Source organism: Serratia sp. LTN-2 (assembly GCF_059740205.1).
The window spans coordinates 114590-141427 of sequence record NZ_JCAXDO010000002.1; the positions used below are offsets into that span (position 1 = coordinate 114590).

Below are 26838 nucleotides of genomic sequence, written 5' to 3' on the forward strand. Positions count from 1 at the left end.
TCAACCGGCCAGCCAGGGCAGCAGCTGTTGCGACGCAGAGTCGAACGGCCGCCGCTCCAGCTGGCCGGTATGGATCAAACGCCCTACAGCTTCCCACACCACGTACAGCCAGCGTCGCGCCAGGAATGAATCGGCGACCGGCGCCCGCTGCAGATAGCTGAACAGCAGTTGGCTGGGCATGCCCGCCTCGCAAAGGCGGAAAAGATCGTATTCGCGCGGTGCCCACAGCACCACGCCGGGATTCAGCATCGCCAGCAGCTGATCGGTTTTGGGATCTTTCAGCATGCTGCGCAGCGACAGGTTGCCGTGCACCAGCACGCAGGGATCGTCGAAACCGACGAAGAAATGGGTCAGCGCTTCGCGCGTGCGGTACAGCAAACGCCGATCCGCCATGGTCAACTGCGGCGTATTGAGATTGACCACCGTCGCCCACAGCACTTCGACCCGCTGCTGATACCAGCAAAACCAGTCGTTCTCCTGCGTACTATCGACGCTGCCTACGCTGCCGTGGCTGTCGATGCGGTGCCAAGCCAACATCCCATCGACGATCTGCTCCATCAGCATGTTCCAGCGATCCGGCGAACGTGTCGGCGCTTCGACCGATACGCCGCGCAGGCGCTCGATCAGCAAAATTTCCTTATACGGCGCCTGGTGGGTGCATACCACGCCGTACACCGTGGGCAGACGAATATCCCCGTCGCGCGCCAGCATCGACAGCTTGTACGCCTCTTGCTGGGCGATGCCCTGACAGATAAAGCTTTTCGCCATCAGCGGCATGGCGTTGCCCTGCCGATCGTACAAGGAATACATATGTGCGTAAGGCTGCTCGCTCACCCGTTCCAGCCGGCTGATGGACTCACCCAGCACAATGCTCAGTTCGGCGCGTAACTGCTCCATAAAGCATTCACCTCAGGCTAATAAGGGGGATGCGTAACATCATCGAACGGTGAGCGGAAAAATACTTCAACGCAGATCAACAAAACGGGGATCAGATAGGGGGTATTGCATCGTCGGCGCGTTGCGCAGCGCGCCGACGAACTCAGGCTCAGGGTTGAATGCTGTCGCGCACGCGCTGGAGATCTTCCGGCGTATCGACCCCCACGCTCGGGATCGCTTTCGCGACCGCCACGTGGATTTTTTCACCGTACCACAGTACGCGCAGCTGTTCCAACAGCTCGATCTGTTCCAGCTGACTTGGCGCCCAGCTGACATAGCGGCGCACGAAGCCGGCGCGGTAAGCGTAGATACCGATGTGACGCAACAGGCTGTCACCGATGCTCTCTTTCGACGCGGCGAAACGCTCGCGATCCCACGGAATGGTGGCGCGCGAAAAGTAGAGCGCATAACCCTGCGCATCCATCACGACCTTCACCGCATTAGGATTGAAAGCTTCTTCGGCGCTGTCGATCGGCACCGCCAGCGTCGCCATGCCGGCCTGGCTGCCCGCCAGGTTCTCCGCCACCTGCCGCACGATCACCGGCGGGATCAGCGGCTCATCGCCCTGCACGTTGACAATGATCTGGTCGTCGGCAAAGCCGTAATGCGCGATCACTTCCGCCAAACGCTCGGTGCCGGAATGATGATCCGGACTGGTCATGCACACTTCACCGCCGGCGGCTTCCACCGCTTTGGCGACTTCAGGGTGATCGGTCGCCACGATGACGCGGCTGGCGCCGGACTCACGGGCGCGCTCCATCACGTGCACCACCATCGGTTTGCCGTGAATATCGGCCAGCGGTTTGCCCGGCAAACGGGTCGAGGCGTAGCGAGCAGGGATAATAGCGATAAAACTCATGCGTGCTTCTCGTCCAGCGACAGCGCACGCGCTTCATTTTCCAACAGCACCGGAATGCCGTCGCGCAGCGGGTAAGCCAGCCCGTCCGCTTTGCACACCAGTTCCTGGTTTTCTTTATTGAAATAGAGTTTGCCGTTGCATACCGGGCAGGCAACGATTTCGAGTAAACGGTGGTCCATGCATCCTCCGCAAGGGGATAGGTCATCTGGGAAAGGGGATGAGGATAGCATAACGTCCGGCCTCAGGTTAATCACCGGCGGCGTCCACCCGCCGATATTTCCTCACGACGCCGGCGCAACGGCTTGAACTGCGGCGCATCCCGGCGTAGAATTTTGTGATACAAATCACAAAAAGGCAGTGATACGTGATCAAACGTCTGCATAAGATCATCGCTCTGTTCGCTAACTACAGCCACTGAGCCCCTTTGTAACGAGCGACGCGGTACTTCGTTTTACCCCACCGACGGCGTCGCTCGTTATCCCACTTCCCAGCCAGCTCCCCATTCAGCGGCCAGCGCCGCCGGAATGTCGCCCAGCGCTACGCGTTGAGCACCGTGCCATTTGGCCGTGCGTGCGATGGCTTGCCGGATATCCTGCGCCCGCTGTTTGCCGAAGCGCACCTGCGGCTCGGCATGGAAACTGATGATCTCGAATACGCCCTGGCGGCGGTGTGCCTTGGCGTCAATTCGCCCCACCAGCTCACCGCGATGCAGCACCGGCAACGTGAAGTAACCGTAGCGGCGTTTTTCTTTCGGCGTGTAACACTCCAGACGATAGTCAAAGCCGAACAGCTCCAGCGCACGGCGGCGATCCCAAACCACCGGATCAAAAGGCGACAGCAGGCTGGTGACCGTCGATTTGAGTTTGCCCTGCTCCGCCAGCGGCAGCAGTTCCGCCAGTGATTCATGCACATAGAACTGCCCTTCCAGCCCCGCTACCCGCACCGGCGTAATCTCTCCCTGCTCCTGCAACTCGGCCAGCAAGGCTTTTGGCGCCACGCGCTTCAAGCGATAATAATCCGCCAACCATTCGGCGCGAAAAATGCCCAGATAGCGGCAGGTACGGTGCAGCATCTGTCGGCGCGCCTGCTCTACAGGCAGCGTATGGCGCGCATCGTCCCAGGCCGGAAGCAGCCTTTCGGTCAGATCGTAAACCCGGTGGAAGTTGCGGCGTTCGGCCACCATCAGTTTGCCGGCGGTAAACAGGATCTCCAGGTGCCGTTTCTCCGGCTTCCAGTCCCACCACCCGCTGTTGCCCTTCTTCTCGGCGCTGAAATCCGCGGAACGCACCGGCCCCTGTCGTTCGATGTGCCGCAACAGACTTTCCATCGCCGCTTGATGCTGCCGCACCCAGTCGGCGGAGTATTTCCAACCCATGTCATGGGGCGCCAACATGCGATGTCGCAACAGACCAAAATCCTCGATCGGCAGGAAGCAGGCCTCGTGCGCCCAATATTCGAACAGCTGGCGGCCGGCGAGCGCCTGCTCCAGCCATTCCGGCTGATAGGCCCCCAGGCGGCTGAACAACACCAGATACGGGCTGCGGGCGACAACGCTAATGGTATCGATTTGTAACAGCCCCATGCGCCGGATCGCGCTCACGACGTCATCGGGCCGAGCCTGGCGTTTAAGCGGAGAAAGCAACCCCTGGGCGGCAAGGTGCAGCGCGCGAGCGGCGGTAAGGGAAATCATCGGGGTGGTCATCCTGATATCCGTGACGAGTAGGCAATGGCCTGATAATAGTGGATATCGAGGGATTTATCTTCGCCAGTGCATGCGGGTGGCGACACCGGCACTGGCGAGGAAGGAGGGTGCGATCAGAACGCGATAACGTCTGCCGCGGACAGCCCATGCGAGCTGCGATAGATCGAGAACTCAACGTTCTGACCTTCGTTCAACGACTTATTTTTGGTGTTGGCGATAGCGTTGCGATTGACATAGATTTCGTCGCTGCCATCTACCGGTGAAATAAAACCATAGCCTTCGGCCTGATTAAACCATTTCACACGGCCCATTTTTAACACGGTATTTTTAAACATAACTGATATCCTTTTACTTGAGCATCCTTGACAACGTCATTTTTTATATTGTCTGGACGCTACCAGCCCATCCTAAAGTTTTTCGTAACAAACCTCTCGTGAGCAAAAAAATAAAAAACCCGCACTAAGGCGGGCTTGTTGAACTTAATATCTTCCGCATGACTCTGCGCTGAGGCGTCACCATGGTTGTATTAAGATCTCTTATACGCGTTCCCTGTATTCTTACAGAGCAACAACGTTGGCGGCAGCCGGCCCGCGCGGGCTGTCCTGGATGGTGTACTCGACACGCTGGCCTTCAGCCAGGGTCTTGAAACCGTCGGTCATGATTGCGGAGAAGTGTACGAATACATCTTTGCCGCCGTCGTTCTGCTCAATGAAACCAAAACCTTTGCTTTCGTTGAACCACTTAACCTGACCAGTCTTCTTAGACATTACATTTACCTTTAAATATATTTACAAAACCTGCCATAAGAGGCAATTGAGGCCATTTCAGAAACATTACTTATGGGAGGTACTTAGAAGGTTCGTCTTTGAAGCGGAATCGGATGATAACGTTTTTGGAGGAACTGCTTAACTCTAAACTCGAACATAAATAGGTCTGGATTACAGGCCGACTTGCATTTACTCATAAAAATGGTGAATGCACAAGAGGTTTATTGCATTAAATTCGCCATTACGCCGAATTTATTTTTATCCTGCTGAATATACATGAATTAATTTATCGTTCGCCGCAGCCCATCCGCCGCATCCGCCCCCTCGCCAGGGCATCCTTTGCCCGTCCGTACGCTGCAAATGAGAGCTAACGCATAAAACTCTAATATGCTTGGCGCGTCTATAACAAATCCCAAATCAGATGGCTAAACTTGAGGGGAAAACAAGGCAGACGGCTTTTTCGCCAGCACTTTTGCCGCTAAAAACACGATTTTTCAGATTATGCTGAATCAAGGAGCTATGCGCATGACCGCCCAGCAGTTCGTTTCACCTAATGAAATCCGCGCCAGATTCTCTCACGCCATGTCGGACATGTACCAAAAAGAGGTACCGCTGTACGGCGATCTGCTGGAACTGGTGGCGGAAACCAACCGACAGGTTCTGCGCGAAGATGCCGCACTGGCCCATCAACTGCAAATTACCGGCGAGATCGAGCGCCTGGCGATGGAGCGCCACGGCGCAATCCGCGTCGGCACCGCGGACGAGTTGGCCACCCTGCGCCGCCTGTTCCGGGTGATGGGCATGGCGCCGGTCGGCTACTATGATCTGTCGGTAGCGGGCGTTCCGGTGCACTCCACCGCCTTTCGCGCCGTACACGAAGACGCGCTGCAGGTCAGCCCATTCCGCGTATTCACCTCACTGCTGCGCCTGGAACTGATTGAAGATCTCGCGCTGCGTGAGCTGGCCGAGCGCTTGCTGGCGCGCCGCCGCATCTTTACCGAACGCGCGCTGGAACTGATCGCGCTGCAAGAAACGCAAGGCGGATTGAACGAAGCGCAGGCGCAAGAGTTTGTCGAGCAAGCGCTGGAAACCTTCCGCTGGCACAATCAGGCGACGGTCAGCGCCGAAGAATACCGACAGTTGCACGATCAACATCGCCTGATCGCCGACGTGGTGGCGTTTAAAGGGCCGCATATCAACCACCTGACGCCGCGCACGCTGGATATCGATCGCGTTCAGCAGGCGATGCCCGGCCGCGGCATTACGCCCAAGGCGGTTATCGAGGGCCCGCCGCGCCGCCGCCGTGCAATCCTGCTGCGCCAAACCAGCTTCAAAGCATTGGAGGAAAGCGTCGATTTCGTTGAGCGAGATGGCCACGCCGTCGCCGGTCACCATACCGCACGCTTCGGCGAAATCGAACAGCGCGGCGTGGCGCTGACACCTAAAGGCCGTGAACTCTACGATCGCCTGCTGCAAGCGACCAACGATGCGCTGCAGGCGCCGCCGAGCGAGAAAAATGCGGAACGCTACTATCAACTGCTGGAAGAAAACTTCCGGGCGTTTCCGGATGATTACGCCACGCTGCGCGAGCAGCAGCTGGCCTGGTTCCGCTACTTCCCGACCGAATGCGGCCTGGCGGCCAAAGAATCGCTGGATAAACACAGCACGCTGGAGCAGCTGATCGCGAAAGAACACGTTCGCTTCCAACCGCTGGTGTATGAAGATTTTCTACCGGTCAGCGCTGCGGGGATTTTCCAGTCGAATCTGGGGGACAGCCGCCACGCGCAGTACAACGCGGTTTCCAGCCGGGCGGCATTTGAACAAGCGTTGGGCAGTGAGGTGATCGATGAACTGGCGCTGTATCAGCAGACCCAGCAGCGTTCGCTGGAGGCCTGCGCACAAGCCCTGGGGCTTGCCACGCTGGCATCCTGAGGTTATTTAGTCAGCAGGGATTCGATATCCTGCAGCAGTTGCTCAGCCTGAGCGGACGGCAGCACCGCATCAACCGGTAAATACCACCAATTGGGCTGGGCAAAGGCGCGACACTTCACCGCGTCTTTCTCCGTCATCAGCAGCGTTTGGTCTGCACAGACCAGTGCCGCCAACTGCGCCTGCTGATATTCCTGATGATCGGCGAACGCCACTTCCTGCACAACGTCGACGTTCAACTTTTCCAGCGTCGCGAAGAAACGCGGCGGATGGCCGATGCCTGCCATCGCCACCACGCGCGGCAGCTCGGCCGCCGTGCGGCGTTCTCCGCTCAGCAGATTAACCGCGTCACGCGCCTGCAAGCGCATGGCGATTTCCCCAGCCTGCGCCACGCCGCCGTTGGCGACGCGCGCATCGACGCTGGCAAGCCGCGCGGCGCGCTCGCGCATTGGCCCGGCCGGCAACCACCAACCGTTGCCGAAACGGCGCACGCCGTCGATAACCACCAGCTCGAAATCGCGCTGCAAAGCATAGTGCTGCAAGCCGTCATCGGTGATGATCACATCCAACGGTTGTTGCTGCAGCAATGCCTGCACCGCCTCAGCCCGCTTGGGCGCGATCGCCACAGGCGCCCCGGTGCGCTGATAAATCAGCACCGGCTCATCCCCCGCCTCACGGGTTGAAGTATTCCGACTGAGCACCAGGGGATAGACTGCCGACTTGCCGCCGTAGCCGCGCGACACCACGCCAACGCGGTAGCCCCGCTGCTGCAGGTGTTCCACCAGCCAGATCACCATCGGGGTTTTGCCGTTGCCGCCGGCGGTGAGGTTGCCCACCACTACCACCGGCACCGGCGCGCGCCAGCTTTTGCGCAGGCCGCAGCGATAGCTGAGGCGAATCAGCCAACTGAACAGGCCATACAGCCAGGAGAGCGGCAGCAGCGCCAGATAAAGCAGCGATCCGCCGGACCAAATGCGCTCGATCATTATTGGCCAAACTGCATGCGGTGCAGCTGCGAATAGGCGCCGTGCTGTTCAAGCAACTCAGCGTGCTCGCCGCGTTCGACGATGCGCCCATCTTCCACCACCAGGATCTCGTCCGCCTTCTCAATGGTCGACAAACGGTGCGCGATCACCAGCGAAGTGCGGTCTTTCTGCAGTTCGTCCAGCGCAGCCTGAATGGCGCGTTCGGATTCCGTATCCAGCGCAGAAGTGGCCTCATCCAGGATCAGGATCGGGCAGTCGCGCAGCAGCGCACGCGCGATGGCGATACGCTGACGTTGGCCGCCGGACAGCATCACGCCATTTTCACCGATCACCGTGTCCAGGCCGTTTTCCATCTTGTTGATGAAGTCCATCGCGTACGCCATTTCGGCCGCTTTCTCAATCTGCTCGCGGCTGTATTCGCTTTCGCGCGCATAGGCGATGTTGTTGGCGATGGTGTCGTTGAACAGGTGCACGTTTTGCGAGACCAGCGCCACCTGATTGCGCAGCGAAGCCAGCGTGTATTCCCGCAGATCGTGGCCATCCATCAGGATTTCGCCTTCCTGGATATCGTAGAAACGCGTCAGCAGGTTGGCGATGGTGGATTTACCTGACCCCGAACGCCCTACCAGCGCCACGGTCTTGCCTTCAGCGATTTTCAGGTTGATGTCACGCAGCGCCGGCGTTTCTTTGGCCGGGTAGTAGAAGGTGACATTGCGGAATTCGATATCGCCTTTCGCACGCTTCACTTCACGGGTGCCGGTGTCTTTTTCCTGTTCCATATCCAAAATGGAGAACAGCGTCTGGCAGGCCGCCATCCCACGCTGGAACTGGGCATTGACGTTGGTCAGCGATTTCAGAGGACGCATCAGCGCGATCATCGACGAGAACACCACGGTAATGGTACCGGCGGTCAGGGTTTCCATCACGCTTGGGAAGCTGGCGGCAAACAGCACGAACGCCAGCGCCAGCGAAGCGATCAACTGAATGATCGGATCGGAGATCGAAGACGCGGACACCAGTTTCATGCCCTGTTGGCGCATGCGGTTGCTCACCGAGTTAAAGCGCTCGGTTTCCACCTGCTGGCCACCGAAGATCAGCACTTCTTTATGGCCTTTCAGCATCTGTTCGGCGCTGGTGGTGACCTGCCCCATGGTGTTCTGCATGTTCTTGCTGATGTTGCGGAAACGCTTGGACACCAGGCGAATGGCGATGGAAACGATCGGCGCCAGCACGATCAGGATCACCGACAGCTGCCAGCTGTAGTAGAACATCATGATGAACAGGCCAATGATCGAGGCCCCTTCTCGCACCACGGTCACCAGCGCGCTGGAGGAGGAGGAAGCCACCTGCTCGGAATCATAGGTGATGCGCGACAGCAGAGTCCCGGTGGACTGCTGATCGAAGAAGGCCACCGGCATTCTCATCATGTGGCCAAACAGGCGGCGACGCATCTGCATCACCACCATGCCGGAAACCCAGGAAATGCAGTAGCTTGAAACAAAGCTGGTCACGCCGCGCATCAACATCAGCGCAATGACCGCCAACGGCATCCATACCAGCACGCTGCTGTCGGTTTTTCCAAACCCATCGTCCAATAGCGGTTTAAGCAGAGACAGCATCAGCGTGTCCCCCGCTGCGTTCATAATCAACGCAATGGCGGCCACAATCAGCCCGGTCTTAAAAGGAGTGATCATCGGCCAGAGTCGACGGAACGTCTGCCAGGTCGAGAGATCTTTATCATTCATCATGCAAATACCAGCATCGGAAGAAATAGCGGCCTATTTTACTCATTATCACCCTCTACGCCAAACCGCTGATGATACCAACGGGGCATTAATTGTTCGCGAAAGCCTTTAATTTGCCAATCGTTGTCGAAAAAAAGTACCGATAACTGACCGGAGCGCGTCGTATCACGCCATTGGATGCCATTTGCCCGGTATCTGGCGACCACTTTCCGCGCCGGTAATCGCCATTTGTTGTAACGAGATGCGGACGCCAGCGCCGCTTCGGGATTGACCGCGCGCAGAAACGGCGGCGTCGAGGACGTCCTGCTGCCGTGGTGTCCCACCTGCAACACCGTGGCGGCCAAACGATCGCGCCGCAACCGTAACAACTGCGCCTCCGCCTTCTTTTCCGCATCGCCGGTGAGCAGCAGGCTGTATTTTCCATCGTCGATACGGATCACGCAGGAGTCGTCATTGACCGGCCTTTTGAGCGTTTTCGGCGGCCACAGCACCTCGAATTGCAGCGATTGCCAGCGCCAACGCTCACCGGCGACGCAGGGCAAGTGCCCTTCCCCGCGTATCGGGCTGCGCACCGTAGCCTGCGGAAACGCCCGCCGCACCGCCGGCAACCCGCCGATATGATCGAGGTGAATATGGCTGATAATGATCTGCTCCAGCTCAATATCCCGCCAGTTCAGCATCGGTAAGATATGTCGCTCGGCAGCGCTGCCCGCGGGCCAACGATCGCCGGTATCGTACAGTATCCCCTTGCCGTTTTGCTCGATAACCACCGCCAACCCGTGCCCGACATCAAGCATATCGACACGCCAACGATAGTCCGGCGCTTTGCCACGCCACAACACGCAGCATATCGCCACCGCCGCCAGCCCCGGCGCATAGCGCCACCACCAATGAAATCGCCAACAGATAACGATAAGCCATCCCGCTGCGCTGGCCACCAGCGAAGCGGCCCCCAAATCCACCCAGCCATGCTGCAGATGATTCAGCGGCACAAACACCCAGTGCAACGTGACGTCCGCCAGCCACCATAACCCGTAGCTTAATGAAGGAGCGAAGCCAAAGATCACCGCCAGCAAGATCAACGGCACCGTCATCAATGAAACGATGGGCACCGCCCACAAATTAGCCGGCAATGAGGTCAGCGTCAGGCCCAGAAACAACGCGGCCTGCATCGGCACCAGCAGCAGCGTCATGCCAAGTTGAATATGTAACCAGCGCACCGGCGCCCAGTACCAGGCTGAGCGAAATCGTTCACCGAGCGGCGCCCATTCAAACCAAAAAATCAGGCAACCTACCGCCAACACCGACAGCCAGAAGCTGTCTGACAATACCGCCAGCGGATCGCACAGCAAAATCAGCCCGACACACCACAGCCACACTTGCCAGGAAGAGCAAAGCACCCCACGCAGACGCAGCGACATCCACAATGTCATTGCCAGGAGGGAGCGCACCGCCGGCGGCTGGGCGCCCACCAACCAGACATAGATCAGCGTCGCCACCCAGCCCACGATCAGTGGAAAACGATAGCCAATCAGGTGGGCAGAAAGAAAAAACTGCAGCCCGCGCAGCACGGCCCAGAGCAAGATGGCGACCATCGCTACATGCAGCCCTGAAATGGCCATTAAATGTGCAATGCCGGTTTTCAGCATCAGCGTGCGTAAAGCCTGTTCCAGCGCGGTTCGTTCCCCAAACGCCAGCGCCAGCAACACGGCCTTGTAACGCAGCTCACCGATATTGGTTTCCGCATGGCTGATGATGTGCTGGCGCAGGCTGCAACCGCCTTCCAATAAATAAGCCTGCCTGACCTGGCCGGTCAGCGGCTGGCGCTGTGCGATAGCCCAACGCTGGCTGTCGAAACCCCCTTCATTGAGCTTGCCATGCACCGGGCGTAAACGCAGTTTCAATTGCCAACGCTGCCCGGCGCACAACCGCCGCTGTTGCGGAACCCATGCGGTGGTAAACGCCAGCGCAGGCACCAGCCAATGGCCATCGATCCGCTCGATACGCATCAATGTCTGCTTGCTGTCGGCGGACTTCAGCGCGATGCTGCTTACCTGCGCCACCGCCGTCACCTCCGGCCCGTGGCTTAAGCGTTCCATTTGCCCGATCAGGGTTCCGGCGTTAAAAACCGCCCATGTGAATCCCAACCCCAGACAGGCCAAATAGCGACAGAACGACCAGCGCATGCGCAGCAGTAAACCGGCGGCAAGCAATATCGGCCACAGCAGCCATGGCTCAGGCAACCGCGGTAAAACCAGCAGCGGCAGAATGCCGCCGATAACGGCGAAAATCGCCAGATCCAGCGAAAGTTTGATCGCTCTTCTCCCATCCTACCCGCCATCAGCAAAAGCGCGTCGCGGCAGGCAAACAGGATTATTCAGGCGATATGCCGCCGCCAGCGGGCTTTAGCGAAGATGCGGTGAACCTGGCAGGATAAGAGAAGTTTATGCAGCAACCACACTGCACATGCGGCGCGGTACGCAATTCACGAGCGGAGCGCTGAGAACCACAGGCGAAAAAAAACGGCGCCTTAAAGGCACCGTTTTATATTCTTTACAAGCAACAACGCTATGAGCAGTCAGTGACTAACCATAGATATTGGCGCGGTCACGCAACTCTTTGCCTGGTTTGAAGTGAGGAACGTACTTGCCGTCCAGCTCGACTTTGTCACCGGTTTTCGGGTTACGACCTACACGCGGGGCACGGTAGTGAAGAGAAAAACTGCCGAATCCGCGGATCTCAATGCGTTCGCCCTCGGCCAGCGTAGCGGCCATGTGCTCAAGCATCTCTTTCACTGCATCCTCAACGGCCTTCGCCGGAATATGAGATTGCTGGCCAGCAAGTCTTTCAATAAGTTCAGACTTGGTCATAGTACCTCCAAGCTTTGCAGCTAAACTACCGTATCGGGGCGGCCAGAGACCGCCCCCCGTCATTACTCGCCTTTAGCCGCTTTGAAAGCTTCAGCCATTGCGTTAGAGAAGTTGCCTTCTTCCTGTTTGTTGTTAACAGTTGCGATGGCGTCTTTCTCGTCAGCTTCGTCCTTAGCACGTACGGACAGGCTTACAACGCGGTTCTTACGGTCAACGCCGGTGAATTTAGCTTCAACTTCGTCACCTACGTTCAGAACCAGAGTTGCATCTTCAATGCGGTCGCGAGAGGCTTCAGATGCACGCAGGTAACCTTCTACGCCGCCTGCCAATTCAACTGTAGCACCTTTGGCGTCAACTGCAGTGACTTTACCAGTAACAATAGCACCTTTCTTGTTCATAGACAGGTAGTTATTGAACGGGTCTTCAGCCAGTTGCTTCACGCCCAGGGAGATACGCTCGCGCTCTGCGTCAACTTGCAGAACAACCGCAGCGATTTCGTCGCCTTTCTTGTATTCACGTACTGCTTCTTCGCCTGCAACGTTCCAGGAGATGTCAGACAGGTGAACCAGGCCGTCGATGCCGCCGTCCAGGCCGATGAAGATACCGAAGTCAGTGATAGACTTGATTTTACCTTCAACGCGGTCGCCCTTGTTGTGGGTTTCTGCGAACTGCTGCCATGGGTTGGATTTGCACTGCTTCAGGCCCAGGGAGATACGACGACGTTCTTCATCGATGTCCAGAACCATCACTTCCACTACGTCGCCCACGTTAACAACTTTGGACGGATGGATGTTTTTGTTGGTCCAATCCATTTCAGAAACGTGTACCAGACCTTCAACGCCTTCTTCGATTTCTACGAAGCAGCCGTAATCAGTCAGGTTGGTTACACGACCAGTCAGCTTGGTGCCTTCTGGGTAACGTTTCGCGATAGCAACCCATGGATCTTCGCCCAGCTGTTTCAGGCCCAGGGATACACGAGTACGCTCGCGGTCGAACTTCAGCACTTTAACAGTGATTTCATCGCCAACGTTGACGATTTCGCTTGGGTGCTTAACGCGTTTCCAAGCCATGTCAGTGATGTGCAGCAGGCCGTCTACGCCGCCCAGATCAACGAATGCACCGTAGTCAGTGAGGTTCTTAACGATACCTTTAACTTCCATGCCTTCCTGCAGGTTTTCCAGCAGTTGATCGCGCTCAGCGCTGTTCTCGGATTCGATAACCGCACGGCGAGAAACGACAACGTTGTTGCGCTTCTGATCCAGCTTGATGACTTTGAACTCAAGCTCTTTGCCTTCCAGGTGCAGAGTGTCACGTACCGGACGCACGTCAACCAGGGAACCTGGCAGGAACGCGCGGATGCCGTTCAGCTCGACGGTGAAGCCACCCTTCACTTTGCCGTTGATAACACCGGTTACAGTCTCAGCTTCTTCGTAGGCTTTTTCCAGCGTGATCCAAGCTTCGTGACGCTTAGCTTTCTCACGGGACAGCAGGGTTTCACCGAAGCCGTCTTCAACAGCATCCAGAGCAACGTCAACTTCGTCACCAACCTGGATTTCCAGCTCGCCCTGGGCGTTTTTGAATTGCTCAGCCGGGATGGCAGACTCAGATTTCAGACCAGCGTCAACCAGTACGATATCTTTGTCGATAGCAACAACGACGCCACGAACGATGGAACCCGGGCGGGTTTCGATTTCTTTTAAGGATTCTTCAAAGAGTTGAGCGAAAGATTCAGTCATGTTGTTAATCTTCAGGGTTCTTTAGTTTAACGTCCATTTAGCATCCCGCCGAATGGGGTTGTTTCACATACCCCGCCATTGGCTCCATGCCGACAGGGTTTAAGGTTACAGGGGTAAAATTTTACCCGATATATTGCGATACCGCTATGACAAATATGACAAAAAGCCAATAGCGCCGCCGCGCTTATCGCTGCGGCAACGCCAACACTTTCTGTGCATACGTCAACGCCTGCCGGATTACTTCTTCGATCGACATGCTGGTAGAATCCAGCACGAGGGCGTCTGAAGCGGGCACCAGAGGCGCGATAGGCCGATTACGGTCACGGTCGTCCCGTTCCTTTATCTCGGCTAAAAGACGTTCAAAGTTAACATTAAAGCCCTTCTCCTGCAACTGCAGCATGCGGCGGTGCGCGCGCTCCTCCGAGCTGGCGTCGAGGAAAATCTTGACCGGCGCGTCCGGGAACACCACCGTGCCCATGTCGCGGCCATCGGCAATCAGGCCGGGCGCCTCGCGGAATGCACGCTGGCGGCGCAGCAACGCCTCGCGCACGCGCGGAAACGCCGCCGCTTGCGACGCGGTGTTGCCGACGGTTTCGGTGCGGATCTCGTTGCTGACGTCCTCACCTTCCAAAATCACCTGCAGCTTGCCGTCCTGGGCAACGAAGCGAACATCGAGATGTGCGGCCAGCGGAACCAGCGCTTCCTCAGAAGTGATATCCACCTGATGATGCAACGCCGCCAGCGCCAGCACGCGATAGATCGCGCCGGAGTCCAGCAAACGCCAACCAAGGGACTCGGCCAACGCTTTACACAGCGTGCCTTTGCCTGCGCCACTTGGTCCATCAACGGTTATCACCGGGGCTGTAGCCGTCATTTCTCTCTCCTTCAGGTAGAAAACCTCACAGAGACACGGCGTGCTTCGGCTCAAGGCCCGCGCGCCGCACTCTCTGTCACCTGCCCAATCAGGGGCAAATACGGTGGCGTATTATACGCTGCCCTACGGCGATCTGTTACCCTGGAACTGTCCGGTTGTTGAAAATAAGCGCACAACCGCGAAAAAGTATAGAAGAAACGCCGGTCGCCAAAGGTTAAAAATGATAAAGGCCCGCAAAGGGGCCTTAAAATAAACGATTTGACGGGTTACGCCGGCTGGCTGATGCGCGCCAGCTGTTCGAAATAGTCAGGGAAGGTTTTCGCGGTGCATTTCGGATCGAGAATGGTGACCGGGGTATCCGACAGTGCCACCAGCGAGAAACACATCGCCATGCGGTGATCGTTGTAGGTGCCTATCTCGGCGAACTGCAGCTTGGCCGGCGGCACCACGTGAATGTAGTCTTCGCCTTCATCCACTTCCGCCCCGACCTTGCGCAGCTCGGTAGCCATCGCCGCCAGGCGATCGGTCTCCTTCACCCGCCAGTTGTAGATATTGCGGATGGTGGTCGGCCCCTCGGCGAACAGCGCCGCGGTAGCGATGGTCATCGCCGCGTCCGGAATGTGGTTCATGTCCATGTCGATGCCGCGCAGTTCACCGCGGCTGCACTCGATGAAATCGTCGCCCCAGGTGATGCGCGCGCCCATTTTCTCCAGCACGTCGGCGAACTTGGTGTCGCCCTGCACGCTTTTGCGACCGATGCCGGTCACGCGCACGGTGCCGCCCTTGATCGCCGCCGCCGCCAGGAAGTAAGAGGCGGAAGAGGCGTCGCCCTCAACCAGGTAATCGCCCGGCGCGATATACGTCTGGCGCCCCTGGATATGGAACACCCGATAGTTGTCGTGGCTGACCGCTACGCCGAAGGTGCGCATCAGATGCAGCGTGATGTCGATGTACGGCTTGGAGACCAGCTCTCCCTTGATGTGGATCTGCGTATCCTGCGGCGCCAACGGCGCGGTCATCAGCAACGCGGTCAGGAACTGGCTGGAGACGCTGCCGTCGACGGTGACGTCGCCGCCCTGGAAGCCGCCGCGCAGGCGAATCGGCGGGTAATCGGTCTGCTCGAGGTAATCAATCTGCGCCCCGCCCTGGCGCAACGCGTCCACCAGATGGCCGATCGGGCGCTCTTTCATGCGCGGTTCACCGGTCAACACCACGTCGCCTTCGCCGAGGCACAGCGCCGCCGCCAACGGGCGCATCGCGGTGCCGGCATTGCCGAGGAACAGTTCCAGCGGCCGTTCGGCCACCAACGGGCCGGCCACGCCGGTCACTTCGCACACGGTGCGGTCAGCGGAAAGCTGATAGCTCACGCCCAACGCCTGCAGCGCGTTCAGCATATGACGCACGTCGTCGCTGTCCAGCAGGTTGGTCAGCCGGGTCGTTCCTTTCGCCAGCGCAGCCAGCAGCAGAGCGCGGTTAGAAACGCTCTTGGAGCCGGGTAAGTTGACGGTGCCATTGACCAGGGCAACCGGTTGTAACGTCAGGGAATCCACCATGTGAACAAAACTCTCCAATTCTGATAAACGAAACGGCTCCGGGATAATGCCGGAGCCGCTTTAATGCAAAAGGACAACAGCCTGAGCAGCCCGCACCTGGCGAGCTGCCGGGATCAACCGTGACGACGTTCGAAGTCGGCCATGAAATCGGTCAGCGCCTGCACGCCGGCCAGCGGCATGGCATTGTAAATAGAAGCGCGCATGCCGCCAACTACCCGATGGCCTTTCAGCGCCTGCAGGCCGATGGCTTCGGCTTCGCTGAGGAACACTTTGTCCAGCGCAGCATCGGCCAGCTGGAACGGCACGTTCATCCACGAACGGTTGGCGATAGCCACCTGGCTGCGGTAGAAGTCGGATTTATCGATGGTCGCGTACAGCAGCTCGGCCTTGGCCTGATTGCGTTTCTGCATCTCCACCAGGCCGCCCTGCTCTTTCAACCATTTGAACACCAGCCCGGATAGATACCAGGCGAAGGTCGGCGGCGTGTTGAACATCGAATCGTTCTCGGCCAACACGGTGTAATCGAGGATTGACGGCACTTCTTTGCGCGCCTTGCCCAGCAGATCGTCGCGCACGATTACCAGCGTCAGGCCGGCAGGGCCGATATTTTTCTGCGCGCCGGCGTAAATCACGCCGAAACGGCTGACGTCGAGCGGGCGGGACAGGATGGTCGAGGAGTAATCGCCAATCACCACTTTGTCGCCGAAGTCCGGCGTTTCATCGATGGCCACGCCGTCGATGGTCTCATTCGGGCAATAGTGCACATAGGCGGCGTCGGCGCTGAGCTGCCACTCTTTCATCGGCTTGATGCCGCTCAGGCCATCGATGCGGGTTTTCACGTCGATGACGTTCGGGGCGCAATACTTTTCCGCTTCCTTGATGGCGCTATGCGCCCAATAGCCGCCGTCGATATAGTCGGCGGTGGTCTTGTCGCCCAGCAGGTTCAGCGGCAGCGCGGCGAATTGACCGCGGGCGCCGCCGTGGCAAAACAGCACTTTATAGTTGGAGGGGATTTTCAGCAGATCGCGCAGATCCTGTTCCGCCTGCTCGGCAACGGCGATGAATTCTTTGCTGCGGTGACTGATCTCCATCACTGACGTTCCCAGACCGTGCCAGTTGCACAGTTCCTGTTCCGCACGACGCAACACTTCCACCGGCAGCATCGCCGGGCCAGAGCTAAAATTATAAACCTGAGTCATTTCCCCTCACCACATTCACTGTTCGCCGCAGAAAAGCGACCTGTCGAAAAGACGCCCGAAGTTAACGCTCGCGTTAACCAACCCTTCGGTTTTATCACTCACGCCCCATGGCTGCAACGCTTATTCACCCGTCGGCGGCAAACGGCCGCACCGGGTGATGACAGGCTCTGCGGCCGTCGCGATTGTTTGGACGATAAAACCCTGCGACATGGGGAAATTCAGCGGGTTAACGCGGTGTTTTATGCTGTATTCAGCCGAGATGGCTGCGGGAGCCCGGCCGGCGCCCGCAGGAGAGAAAACGATCAGTACTGATTGAACATTTGCTGGATCTGCTTCGCGTCTTTGGTTTGCGTCAACGCCAGCTGCAGCAGAATGCGCGCTTTTTGCGGATTCAGCGTGCCGGCTGCGACGAAGCCGTACTTGGCGTCGTCCACTTCCGCGTCCTCGGTGGTGGCGCCGGTCGGCACACGCGAAGAACGCACCACCGCCACGCCGTTGTGCGCCGCCGTCGCCAGGGTGTCGAACACCGTTTTATACAGGTTGCCGTTGCCGACCCCCGCGCTGACGATGCCCTGGTAGCCTTCGGCGATCAGCGCCTTGGCCGGCACATCGGAAGCGTTGGCGTAGTTGTAGATGATGCCGACCTTCGGCAGTTCGTTCAGCTTGCTGACGTCGAACGGCGTATCACGGGTGTGTTTGCGCTGCGGCGAGCGCTGGTAATCGACCTTGCCGTTGTGGATATATCCCAGCGGGCCGAAGTTCGGCGACTGGAAGGTCTGCACCGCGGTGGTGTTGGTTTTGGTGACGTCGCGTGCGTCCAGCACGCTGTCGTTCATCGCCACCAGCACCCCGCGATTGGCCGATTGCGGATCCGCCGCCGTCACCACCGCGTTATACAGGTTGAATGGACCGTCGGCGCTCATCGCCGTCGCCGGCCGCATCGCCCCGACCAGCACCACCGGCTTGTCGCACTTCACCGTCAGGTCGAGAAAATAGGCCGTCTCTTCCAGCGTATCGGTGCCGTGGGTGATGACGAAGCCATCGGTTTTGCCGCAGTCGGCGTCGATCTTCTTCGCCAGCGTCAGCCAGACCTGATCGTTCATGTCCTGCGAGCCGATGTTCACCACCTGCTCCCCCTGCACGTTGGCGATGTCCTTCAGCGCCGGGACCGCATCGACCAGTGCCTCGACGCCCAATTTGCCCGAAGTATAGTTGGACTTGGTCGCCGAGTCGCCGCCGCCGGCGATGGTGCCACCGGTCGCCAGCAGGGTGATGTTGGGCAGCGCCAGCGCCGAGGCGCTGACGCCGGTCAACAAGAGGGTTAACACGCTGAGTTTCACTGATTTCATTAGATTTCTCCTTGACAGATAACTCGCTGAATTATGGCCTTTATCCTTAAAAAAACTGTGACTTTGCCGCCGCTTTAGGAATACGTGGAGCTCCGGCGTAAAACCCCGTATCATTGCGCGTTTTTAGTACGCGCAAAAAGTGAAGACAATGACGCAAACTTTTATCCCCGGTAAAGACGCCGCCCTGGAAGACTCCATCGCCCGTTTCCAGCAGAAACTGAGCGATCTCGGTTTCAACATCGAAGAAGCCTCCTGGCTGAACCCGGTGCCGCACGTATGGTCGGTGCACATTCGCGATCGCGATTGCCCGCTGTGCTTCACCAACGGCAAAGGCGCCAGCAAAAAAGCCGCGCTGGCCTCGGCGCTGGGTGAATATTTCGAGCGCCTGTCCACCAACTACTTCTTCGCCGATTTCTACCTGGGCCGGCAGATCGCCGAAGGCGACTTCGTGCACTATCCGAATGAGAAATGGTTCCCGATCCCGGCGGACGATACGCTGCCGGCCGGCCTGCTCGACGAGCGTCTGCACGCCTTCTACGATCCGCAGCAAGAGCTGAGCGCCAGCGATCTTGTCGATCTGCAATCCGGCAATGCCGATCGCGGCGTGTGTGCGCTGCCGTTTACCCGTCAGTCTGACCAGCAAACCGTGTATATCCCGATGAACATCATCGGCAACCTGTATGTGTCCAACGGCATGTCCGCCGGCAACACCGCTAATGAAGCGCGCGTGCAGGGTCTGTCGGAAGTGTTCGAGCGCTATGTGAAAAACCGCATCATCGCCGAATCCATCAGCCTGCCGGCGATCCCGGACGAGGTGTTGAACCGCTACCCGGGCGTGGTGGAAGCCATCGCCAAGCTGGAAGAGGAAGGTTTCCCGATCCTCTCCTACGACGCGTCGCTGGGCGGCAACTACCCGGTGATCTGCGTGGTGCTGTTCAACCCGACCAACGGCACCTGCTTCGCCTCGTTCGGCGCGCACCCGGACTTCGGCGTAGCGCTGGAGCGCACGGTGACCGAACTGCTGCAGGGCCGCAGCCTGAAAGATCTCGACGTGTTCACCGCGCCAACCTTCGATGACGAAGAAGTGGCGGAACACACCAACCTGGAAACGCACTTCATCGATTCCAGCGGCCTGATCTCCTGGGATCTGTTCAAGCAGGACGCGGATTACCCGTTCGTTGACTGGAGCTTCAGCGGCAGCACGCAGGAAGAGTTCGCCACCCTGATGAGCATCTTCGACAAAGAAGACGCGGAAGTGTACATCGCCGACTACGAGCATCTGGGCGTCTACGCTTGCCGCATCATCGTGCCGGGCATGTCCGACATTTATCCGGCGGAAGACCTGCTGCTGGCCAACAACAGCATGGGCGCGCACCTGCGCGACACCCTGCTGGCGTTGCCGGGCAGCGAGTGGGAGCCGGAAGAATACCTGGCGCTGATCGAACAGCTGGACGACGAAGGGTTGGACGATTTCACCCGCGTGCGCGAACTGCTGGGCATTGCCAGCGGCAAAGACAACGCCTGGCATACCCTGCGCGTCGGCGAGCTGAAGTCGATGCTGGCGCTGGCGGGCGGCGATCTGGATCAGGCGCTGATCTGGACCGAATGGACGCAGGACTTCAACGCCTCGGTGCTGAGCCCGGCGCGCAGCAACTACTACCGCTGCCTGCAAACGCTGCTGCTGCTGGCGCAGGAGCCTGAGCGCGAAGCGGCGCAGTACTATACCGCGTTCGTGAAGATGTACGGCCAGGAAGCGGTTGACGCAGCCTCCGCCGCCATCAGCGGTGAAGAGCGCTTCAACGGGCTGTTCGCCGTCGATGCCGATCTGAAAGCGTTGCCGGCCCACCAGGCGCTGCTGGCGGCCTACGATAAGCTGCAAGCGGCCAAACGTCGCCACTGGGCCAAGGCCTAACGCCATCGGGGGCTGCCACTTTGGGAGTACCCCTGTTGCTGAACGCCGCACTCCGTTGCGGCGTTTTTATTTTTGCGCGTTATTTCAACGTATTCTGACTTATTTTCCAGCTGGAAAGCAGGCGGTTAAACGACCATAAAAAGAAATAAACCGGCGATTGTTGCCGGACGGTGAAATAATAATTAACCGATAATTAAACTTTCAGCGACGAACAGCGACAAAACGTCTAAAAATTTAACTTTAGCGCCTGCGGCCCACCCTGCTTATTCAAAAAAATTTGCAAACATTAAAAAATTGTTTTTTCTTAAAAATCAATTAATTAACCACAAAAACCACACAAAAAACACGTCATTTTGCCGCTCTACTTCCCCGCCTTATGATCCAAATCAAATTTTCCCCTATACTGCTTTGCTAGTATCTCATTGCGTTGTTTTAACCCTTAAGAGCGAGAGTTAGTTTGAAAACTGACAGCCCCTTCGATCTGATTTTACCTGCGGCAACGGCGAAAATCGCTGAGGATGCCGGCGTGTATAAAGCCACCAAACATCCGCTGAAAACGTTTTATTTGGCGATCACCGCTGGTGTCTTTATTTCCATCGCCTTCGTCTTCTACATCACGGCGACTACCGGCACCGCCGGCGTGCCTTTCGGCCTGGCGAAACTGGTCGGCGGCATCTGCTTCTCTCTCGGGTTAATGCTGGTGGTGGTGTCGGGCGCCGACCTGTTCACCTCTACCGTACTTATCGTCATCGCCAAGGCCAGCGGCCGCATCAGCTGGGGCCAGCTTGGCGCCAACTGGCTGAACGTTTATCTCGGCAACCTGGTCGGCGCGCTGTTCTTCGTGGCGCTGATTTGGTTCTCCGGCGAGTATATGGTCGCCAACGGCCAGTGGGGCCTGAATGTCCTGCAAACCGCAGACCATAAGCTGCATCACACCTTCATCGAAGCCGTGTGCCTCGGCATTCTGGCCAACCTGATGGTCTGCCTGGCGGTCTGGATGAGCTACTCCGGCCGCACCCTGACCGACAAGATGCTCGCCATGGTGCTGCCGGTCGGTATGTTTGTCGCCAGCGGCTTCGAACACAGCATCGCCAACATGTTTATGATCCCTATGGGCATCGTGGTCAAACACTTCGCCACGCCGGAATTCTGGCAAGCCGTAGGGGCGGTACCTGAGCAATTCGCTCATCTGACAGTAAGCAACTTCATCATCGACAACCTGATTCCGGTCACCATTGGTAACATCATCGGCGGCGGTCTGCTGGTTGGGTTGACTTACTGGGTAATTTATCTGCGCGGGGGCCGCGAGCAGCACTAAGCTGTGAGTTACCGCGCGCAGAGTTAGAAATCCACAATCAAAGGTAGGTGTACAATGACCGAACTTAACGAGAAATTAGCCAACGCTTGGGAAGGTTTCAGCAAGGGTGACTGGCAGAATGAAGTCAACGTTCGTGACTTCATCCAGAAAAACTACACGCCTTATGAGGGTGACGAATCCTTCCTGGCTGGCGCTACTCAAGCCACCACCACCTTGTGGGACAAGGTTATGGAAGGGATCAAACTGGAAAACCGCACTCACGCGCCGGTTGATTTCGACACCAACGTTGCTTCAACCATCGTTTCTCACGACGCGGGTTACATCGCCAAAGAGCTGGAAACCATCGTGGGTCTGCAGACCGACGCCCCTCTGAAACGCGCGCTGATCCCGTTCGGCGGTATCAAAATGGTCGAAGGTTCGTGCAAAGTGTACGGCCGCGAACTGGATCCGCAGCTGAAAAAAGTGTTCACCGAATACCGCAAAACCCACAACCAGGGCGTATTCGACGTTTACACCAAAGACATCCTGAACTGCCGTAAATCCGGCGTGCTGACCGGTCTGCCAGATGCCTACGGCCGCGGCCGCATCATCGGCGACTACCGCCGCGTGGCGCTGTACGGTATCGACTTCCTGATGGCCGACAAGCTGAACCAGTTCAAATCGCTGCAGGAAAAACTGGAAAACGGCGAAGACCTGGAAATGACCATCCAGCTGCGCGAAGAGATCGCTGAACAGCATCGCGCTCTGGCTCAAATCAAAGAGATGGCCGCCAAATACGGTTACGACATCTCCGGCCCGGCCACCAGCGCGCAAGAAGCGGTGCAGTGGACCTACTTCGGCTACCTGGCCGCAGTGAAATCCCAGAACGGCGCTGCCATGTCCTTCGGCCGCGTGTCCACCTTCCTCGACGTGTTCATCGAGCGCGACATCAAGGCGGGCAAACTGACCGAAGAACAAGCGCAGGAACTGATCGACCACCTGGTGATGAAACTGCGTATGGTGCGCTTCCTGCGTACCCCTGAGTACGATGAGCTGTTCTCCGGCGACCCAATCTGGGCGACTGAGTCCCTGGCCGGTATGGGCGTCGACGGCCGTACCCTGGTCACCAAAAACAGCTTCCGTTTCCTGAACACCCTGTACACCATGGGGCCGTCTCCGGAACCGAACATGACCATCCTGTGGTCTGAGAAGCTGCCGCTGAACTTCAAGAAATTCGCGGCGAAAGTGTCCATCGACACCTCTTCCGTACAGTACGAAAACGACGACCTGATGCGCCCTGACTTCAACAACGATGACTACGCCATCGCTTGCTGCGTCAGCCCGATGATCGTCGGCAAACAAATGCAGTTCTTCGGCGCCCGCGCCAACCTGGCGAAAACCATGCTGTACGCCATCAACGGCGGCGTTGACGAAAAACTGAAAATGCAGGTCGGCCCGAAAGAAGCGCCAATGATGGACGAAGTGCTGGACTATGACAAAGTCATGGCCCGCATGGACCACTTTATGGATTGGCTGGCCAAGCAGTATGTGACCGCGCTGAACATCATTCACTACATGCACGACAAGTACAGCTACGAAGCTGCGCTGATGGCGCTGCATGACCGTGACGTTTATCGCACCATGGCTTGCGGCATCGCCGGTCTGTCCGTTGCGGCCGACTCCCTGTCCGCCATCAAGTACGCGAAAGTCACCACCATTCGCGACGAAGACGGCCTGGCTATCGACTTCAAAGTGGAAGGCGAGTATCCGCAGTTCGGTAACAACGACGCCCGCGTCGATGACATCGCCTGCGACCTGGTTGAGCGTTTCATGAAGAAAATTCAGAAACTGCGCACCTACCGCCACGCGGTACCAACTCAGTCCGTACTGACCATCACCTCCAACGTGGTATACGGTAAGAAAACCGGTAACACCCCGGATGGCCGCCGCGCTGGCGCACCATTCGGCCCAGGTGCCAACCCGATGCACGGCCGCGACCAGAAAGGCGCAGTAGCCTCCCTGACCTCGGTAGCCAAACTGCCGTTTGCCTACGCGAAAGACGGGATCTCCTACACCTTCTCCATCGTGCCTAACGCGCTGGGTAAAGACGACGACGTGCGTAAAGCCAACCTGGCTGGCCTGATGGATGGTTACTTCCACCATGAAGCCTCCATCGAAGGCGGCCAGCACCTGAACGTCAACGTGATGAACCGCGAAATGCTGCTGGATGCGATGGAAAACCCTGAGAAATACCCTCAGCTGACCATCCGCGTCTCCGGTTACGCCGTGCGCTTCAACTCGCTGACCAAAGAGCAACAGCAGGACGTCATTACTCGTACCTTCACTCAAACGATGTAATGCGCCAGCCGGGCGGGAAACCGCCCGGTAGCAACGTCGGGCCGGTTCTTCCGGCCCTTTTCTCCCACCGCTCTCCCCTGACTCTGTGCGAGTCTGTTTTGCCGGACATCTATACTGAATGGATAGCCGGCAAAACAGTTATCCGGCAACTGACCGGCCGACAGGCATCATTACCCCCGGTGGCGGGCTCATCCCGCCGCTGCATCGCAGATACCTGGCCGGCGGCCACGCGCCTATTTTTAGACTGCGTTTGACAGTCAATATTGGAGAAAACCCCGCAATGTCAGTAACTGGTCGCATCCACTCCTTCGAATCCTGCGGCACCGTCGATGGGCCCGGGATCCGCTTTATCGTCTTCTTCCAGGGCTGCCTGATGCGCTGCCTCTATTGCCATAACCGCGATACCTGGGATACCCACGGCGGCAAAGAAGTGACCGTCGAAGAGCTGATGAAAGACGCGGTGGCCTATCGCCACTTCATGAATGCCTCCGGCGGCGGCGTGACCGCATCCGGCGGCGAAGCGATTCTGCAGGCTGAATTCGTGCGCGACTGGTTCCGCGCCTGCCATGCCGAAGGCATCAATACCTGCCTGGATACCAACGGTTTCGTGCGCCGCTACGATCCGGTGATCGACGAGCTGCTGGATACCACCGATCTGGTGATGCTGGACCTGAAACAGATGAACGACGAGATCCACCAGAACCTGGTTGGCGTCTCCAATCACCGCACGCTGGAATTCGCCCGCTACCTGGCGAAACGCAACCAGCGCACCTGGATCCGCTACGTGGTGGTGCCGGGTTGGTCAGACGACGATAAGTCGGCGCATCTGCTGGGCGAGTTCACCAAGGACATGACCAACATCGAGAAAATCGAGCTGCTGCCCTACCACGAGCTGGGCAAGCACAAATGGGTGGCGATGGGGGAAGAGTATAAGCTGGACGGCGTGCATCCGCCGAAAGCCGAGACCATGGATCGCGTCAAAGGCATCCTGGAAAGCTACGGCCACAAAGTGATCTACTGATTGGCGCGCACCACAAGAAAAAACCGGCTCATGGCCGGTTTTTTTATGCTCAGGCGGCGGCGAACGGCGTGTGGTGGTGATCCGGTTTCTGCTTTTTCAGCAGCATCAGCAGATAAACCAGCGCCACGGCGGCAATCATCACAAACAGCACGCGGTCGGAGTAGTTTTGCATCAGCAGCGCCGTCATCGATGGGCCCAGCAGGCTGCCGATGGTGTAGCTCATCAACAGCGCCTGGTTCATCGCCACCAGCTCGTGTGGCATCGCCTTCTCACAGGCCCAGGACATCGCTACCGGATACAGGGTAAAGCCGGCGCAACCGAGGATGAACAGCGAAGGCGCCATGGCATAGTTGCCGAGCATCGCCACGCTGGCGAGGATCACCACGAACACCTGAATGCGCAGCACCAGCAGACGCCCGTAACGATCGGCCAGGCGTCCAACCGGCCATTGGCCGACGATGCCGGAGCTGACCAGCAGCGCCATCCAGTAGCCGACGTTGGCGTCGCTCATGCCCTGATGAGAGAGGTACAGCGGCATCAGGCCGTACAGCGAACCGAGCACAATGCCGGAGATGATGCAGCCGTTGATGCCAAGGCGCGCGCTGCGGCGTCTCAGCATCGACCACACCGCCGCCTGCTGCGGCTCATCTTCATGACGGTTGACCCGCGCGAACAGCATCGGCAGCATGGCGCTGATCACAATGGCGGTTACCCACGGCACCACGTGCAGCAATTCGGTCGAGGTCATGCTCAACAGCAATTGGCCGGTCACCGTCCCGAGGTAATAGACGATCATATAGGCCGCCAGCAGCTGGCCGCGGTTGCTTAGGTTGCCGCTGCGCAACAGCGCGCTCTCTACGATCACCCAAATCCAGGCGCAGCCGACGCCGGCGAAGAAGCGCCAACCCAGCCAACTCCAGAAATCGATCGACAGCACCATACCGGCGGTCGCGGCGGCGAATACCAGACAAGAAAGGTGATAGCTGCGGGTGAAGCCGACGCGTTGGATCAGTTTGCCCGCCACCAGCGTGCCCAACAGGTTGCCGCTGAAATAAGAAGAGCTGACCATTCCCACTTGCCAGGTCGACAGCTGAGCATGGGTTAACCAAAGGGGCACGAGCGTATTCAAAACGGCAATGGATACCGTGAGCAGCAAGAGGCCGCAGAGCAATAACAGCACCGGGCGGGAGTATGCGGACATAGTGAAATTGTGACCGAACGCGCAATGAGAGTGCGCGCATCATGCCACTGGCGATAAAAAAGTCAATCGCCTCTTATCATTCCACCGCACGATTTGTTTCCGGCTAACCGACTGAAAAAGCGCTATGCTCAGCGCAGTGCGTATTTGACGATAAGGAAACAGGATGAGTCAGGCAAATGATGCGGCGGTTGCAGCCCTGCTGGCGGACATCGGCAGCACGCACGGCGAGCTGCTGGAGATAGTGCAACAGGTTCGCCGGGCCGCTGCCGCGAGCGGCGATGGCGTCACCGAATCGGTCAAATACGGTGGCATCATGTTCTCGCATCGCCAATTTTTCTGCGGCGTTTTCGCCTATCGCAACCACGTTACGGTGGAATTCGGCCACGGCTACCGATTGACAGATCGCCATCACCAACTTGAAGGCAGCGGTCAGTATCGGCGGCACATCAAGCTCCACTCACCCGCCGAGGTGAAAAGCAAACATCTGGCCGACTACATTAAACAGGCTTACGCGCTGGCGGCAGACTGAATTCTCGACATAAAA

Annotated in this window: 22 protein-coding genes; 6 read left to right on the forward strand and 16 right to left on the reverse strand. The window is 58.0% G+C overall.

Annotated elements, in window-relative coordinates:
* From AC6BYQ_RS04305 to cspE, 6 genes are all read right to left on the reverse strand, one after another.
* The gene (locus AC6BYQ_RS04305; protein ID WP_019454534.1) at positions 1–897 is read right to left on the reverse strand and encodes a YcbJ family phosphotransferase; all 897 of its coding nucleotides are present in this window, start codon (positions 895–897) and stop codon (positions 1–3) included.
* Positions 898–1045: 148 nt separating this feature from the next.
* The gene (kdsB, locus tag AC6BYQ_RS04310) at positions 1046–1795 is read right to left on the reverse strand and encodes a 3-deoxy-manno-octulosonate cytidylyltransferase (protein ID WP_019454535.1); all 750 of its coding nucleotides are present in this window, start codon (positions 1793–1795) and stop codon (positions 1046–1048) included.
* Positions 1792–1974 (reverse strand): Trm112 family protein, encoded by a 183-nt coding sequence (locus tag AC6BYQ_RS04315; RefSeq protein WP_004928237.1) that lies wholly within the window; start codon positions 1972–1974, stop codon positions 1792–1794. Before AC6BYQ_RS04315 ends, kdsB begins: the two co-directional genes overlap by 4 nt.
* A 296-nt stretch (positions 1975–2270) precedes the next feature.
* Positions 2271–3497, reverse strand: a complete 1227-nt coding sequence (locus AC6BYQ_RS04320) for a winged helix-turn-helix domain-containing protein (protein ID WP_498056356.1) — start codon at positions 3495–3497, stop codon at positions 2271–2273.
* A gap of 113 nt (positions 3498–3610) precedes the next feature.
* Entirely contained in the window at positions 3611–3832 is a 222-nt protein-coding gene (locus AC6BYQ_RS04325; protein WP_004928241.1) for a cold-shock protein, read from the reverse strand.
* A 222-nt stretch (positions 3833–4054) separates the two neighbouring features.
* Positions 4055–4264 (reverse strand): transcription antiterminator/RNA stability regulator CspE, encoded by a 210-nt coding sequence (cspE, locus tag AC6BYQ_RS04330; protein ID WP_019454537.1) that lies wholly within the window; start codon positions 4262–4264, stop codon positions 4055–4057.
* A gap of 525 nt (positions 4265–4789) precedes the next feature.
* Between cspE and hglS the strand changes: the two genes are divergently transcribed.
* Positions 4790–6196 (forward strand): 2-oxoadipate dioxygenase/decarboxylase HglS, encoded by a 1407-nt coding sequence (gene hglS / locus AC6BYQ_RS04335; RefSeq protein WP_019454538.1) that lies wholly within the window; start codon positions 4790–4792, stop codon positions 6194–6196.
* 2 nt (positions 6197–6198) lie between these two features.
* Here hglS and lpxK read toward each other — a convergent pair whose 3' ends face one another.
* The 9 genes from lpxK to ansB all read right to left on the reverse strand — a co-directional run bounded on the left by lpxK (position 6199) and on the right by ansB (position 18505).
* Complete coding sequence (gene lpxK, locus AC6BYQ_RS04340) at positions 6199–7179, reverse strand: tetraacyldisaccharide 4'-kinase (RefSeq protein ID WP_498056357.1); 981 nt, start codon at positions 7177–7179, stop codon at positions 6199–6201.
* Positions 7179–8927 carry a lipid A ABC transporter ATP-binding protein/permease MsbA gene (msbA, locus tag AC6BYQ_RS04345; protein ID WP_025159678.1) on the reverse strand — a complete coding sequence of 583 codons (1749 nt, stop codon included), beginning with the start codon at positions 8925–8927 and terminating at the stop codon, positions 7179–7181. Before msbA ends, lpxK begins: the two co-directional genes overlap by 1 nt.
* Before the next feature lie 35 nt (positions 8928–8962).
* Positions 8963–11239: a ComEC family protein gene (locus AC6BYQ_RS04350; RefSeq protein ID WP_498056593.1), complete on the reverse strand. Its 2277-nt coding sequence runs from the start codon at positions 11237–11239 to the stop codon at positions 8963–8965.
* Positions 11240–11509: 270 nt separating this feature from the next.
* On the reverse strand, positions 11510–11794 hold the full coding sequence (gene ihfB, locus AC6BYQ_RS04355; protein WP_004928264.1) for an integration host factor subunit beta: 285 nt from the start codon (positions 11792–11794) through the stop codon (positions 11510–11512).
* Between the two features lie 62 nt (positions 11795–11856).
* Entirely contained in the window at positions 11857–13530 is a 1674-nt protein-coding gene (rpsA, locus tag AC6BYQ_RS04360; protein ID WP_004928267.1) for a 30S ribosomal protein S1, read from the reverse strand.
* A 184-nt stretch (positions 13531–13714) separates the two neighbouring features.
* Positions 13715–14404 carry a (d)CMP kinase gene (gene cmk, locus AC6BYQ_RS04365; protein WP_025159679.1) on the reverse strand — a complete coding sequence of 230 codons (690 nt, stop codon included), beginning with the start codon at positions 14402–14404 and terminating at the stop codon, positions 13715–13717.
* 266 nt (positions 14405–14670) lie between these two features.
* Positions 14671–15957 (reverse strand): 3-phosphoshikimate 1-carboxyvinyltransferase, encoded by a 1287-nt coding sequence (aroA, locus tag AC6BYQ_RS04370; RefSeq protein WP_063919128.1) that lies wholly within the window; start codon positions 15955–15957, stop codon positions 14671–14673.
* A gap of 113 nt (positions 15958–16070) precedes the next feature.
* Positions 16071–17156 carry a 3-phosphoserine/phosphohydroxythreonine transaminase gene (gene serC, locus AC6BYQ_RS04375; protein ID WP_025159680.1) on the reverse strand — a complete coding sequence of 362 codons (1086 nt, stop codon included), beginning with the start codon at positions 17154–17156 and terminating at the stop codon, positions 16071–16073.
* 302 nt (positions 17157–17458) lie between these two features.
* Positions 17459–18505, reverse strand: a complete 1047-nt coding sequence (gene ansB / locus AC6BYQ_RS04380) for an L-asparaginase 2 (protein ID WP_498056358.1) — start codon at positions 18503–18505, stop codon at positions 17459–17461.
* A gap of 148 nt (positions 18506–18653) precedes the next feature.
* Here ansB and ycaO point away from each other — a divergent pair, with 148 nt between their 5' ends.
* The 4 genes from ycaO (at position 18654) to pflA (ending at position 25093) form a co-directional block, all read left to right on the forward strand.
* A complete protein-coding gene (ycaO, locus tag AC6BYQ_RS04385) occupies positions 18654–20417 on the forward strand; it encodes a 30S ribosomal protein S12 methylthiotransferase accessory factor YcaO (RefSeq protein ID WP_498056359.1) in 1764 nt (587 codons plus the stop codon).
* A gap of 457 nt (positions 20418–20874) precedes the next feature.
* Entirely contained in the window at positions 20875–21735 is an 861-nt protein-coding gene (gene focA, locus AC6BYQ_RS04390; RefSeq protein WP_019454548.1) for a formate transporter FocA, read from the forward strand.
* Between the two features lie 54 nt (positions 21736–21789).
* The gene (gene pflB, locus AC6BYQ_RS04395; protein WP_019454549.1) at positions 21790–24072 is read left to right on the forward strand and encodes a formate C-acetyltransferase; all 2283 of its coding nucleotides are present in this window, start codon (positions 21790–21792) and stop codon (positions 24070–24072) included.
* Positions 24073–24352: 280 nt separating this feature from the next.
* Positions 24353–25093, forward strand: coding sequence for a pyruvate formate lyase 1-activating protein (gene pflA, locus AC6BYQ_RS04400; protein WP_015377324.1), 741 nt, complete (start codon positions 24353–24355; stop codon positions 25091–25093).
* Between the two features lie 49 nt (positions 25094–25142).
* On the opposite strand, the gene AC6BYQ_RS04405 is transcribed toward pflA, so the two are convergent.
* A complete protein-coding gene (locus AC6BYQ_RS04405; RefSeq protein ID WP_025159681.1) occupies positions 25143–26294 on the reverse strand; it encodes an MFS transporter in 1152 nt (383 codons plus the stop codon).
* 163 nt (positions 26295–26457) lie between these two features.
* On the opposite strand from AC6BYQ_RS04405, the gene AC6BYQ_RS04410 reads away from it, so the two are divergent.
* Positions 26458–26823: a DUF1801 domain-containing protein gene (locus AC6BYQ_RS04410; RefSeq protein WP_154746865.1), complete on the forward strand. Its 366-nt coding sequence runs from the start codon at positions 26458–26460 to the stop codon at positions 26821–26823.
* The last annotated feature ends 15 nt before the right edge of the window (positions 26824–26838 follow it).

Bases quoted from the DNA above. Each gene is read 5' to 3' on its own strand.
- aroA (WP_063919128.1), bottom strand. From the start codon at position 15,957: ATGGTGGATTCCCTGACGTTACAACCGGTTGCCCTGGTCAATGGCACC.
- rpsA (WP_004928267.1), bottom strand. From the start codon at position 13,530: ATGACTGAATCTTTCGCTCAACTCTTTGAAGAATCCTTAAAAGAAATC.
- lpxK (WP_498056357.1), bottom strand. From the start codon at position 7,179: ATGATCGAGCGCATTTGGTCCGGCGGATCGCTGCTTTATCTGGCGCTG.
- cspE (WP_019454537.1), bottom strand. From the start codon at position 4,264: ATGTCTAAGAAGACTGGTCAGGTTAAGTGGTTCAACGAAAGCAAAGGT.
- AC6BYQ_RS04325 (WP_004928241.1), bottom strand. From the start codon at position 3,832: ATGTTTAAAAATACCGTGTTAAAAATGGGCCGTGTGAAATGGTTTAAT.
- pflB (WP_019454549.1), top strand. From the start codon at position 21,790: ATGACCGAACTTAACGAGAAATTAGCCAACGCTTGGGAAGGTTTCAGC.
- AC6BYQ_RS04410 (WP_154746865.1), top strand. From the start codon at position 26,458: ATGAGTCAGGCAAATGATGCGGCGGTTGCAGCCCTGCTGGCGGACATC.
- pflA (WP_015377324.1), top strand. From the start codon at position 24,353: ATGTCAGTAACTGGTCGCATCCACTCCTTCGAATCCTGCGGCACCGTC.
- AC6BYQ_RS04320 (WP_498056356.1), bottom strand. From the start codon at position 3,497: ATGACCACCCCGATGATTTCCCTTACCGCCGCTCGCGCGCTGCACCTT.
- hglS (WP_019454538.1), top strand. From the start codon at position 4,790: ATGACCGCCCAGCAGTTCGTTTCACCTAATGAAATCCGCGCCAGATTC.
- AC6BYQ_RS04305 (WP_019454534.1), bottom strand. From the start codon at position 897: ATGGAGCAGTTACGCGCCGAACTGAGCATTGTGCTGGGTGAGTCCATC.
- kdsB (WP_019454535.1), bottom strand. From the start codon at position 1,795: ATGAGTTTTATCGCTATTATCCCTGCTCGCTACGCCTCGACCCGTTTG.
- msbA (WP_025159678.1), bottom strand. From the start codon at position 8,927: ATGATGAATGATAAAGATCTCTCGACCTGGCAGACGTTCCGTCGACTC.
- serC (WP_025159680.1), bottom strand. From the start codon at position 17,156: ATGACTCAGGTTTATAATTTTAGCTCTGGCCCGGCGATGCTGCCGGTG.
- AC6BYQ_RS04315 (WP_004928237.1), bottom strand. From the start codon at position 1,974: ATGGACCACCGTTTACTCGAAATCGTTGCCTGCCCGGTATGCAACGGC.
- ycaO (WP_498056359.1), top strand. From the start codon at position 18,654: ATGACGCAAACTTTTATCCCCGGTAAAGACGCCGCCCTGGAAGACTCC.
- ansB (WP_498056358.1), bottom strand. From the start codon at position 18,505: ATGAAATCAGTGAAACTCAGCGTGTTAACCCTCTTGTTGACCGGCGTC.
- AC6BYQ_RS04405 (WP_025159681.1), bottom strand. From the start codon at position 26,294: ATGTCCGCATACTCCCGCCCGGTGCTGTTATTGCTCTGCGGCCTCTTG.
- cmk (WP_025159679.1), bottom strand. From the start codon at position 14,404: ATGACGGCTACAGCCCCGGTGATAACCGTTGATGGACCAAGTGGCGCA.
- ihfB (WP_004928264.1), bottom strand. From the start codon at position 11,794: ATGACCAAGTCTGAACTTATTGAAAGACTTGCTGGCCAGCAATCTCAT.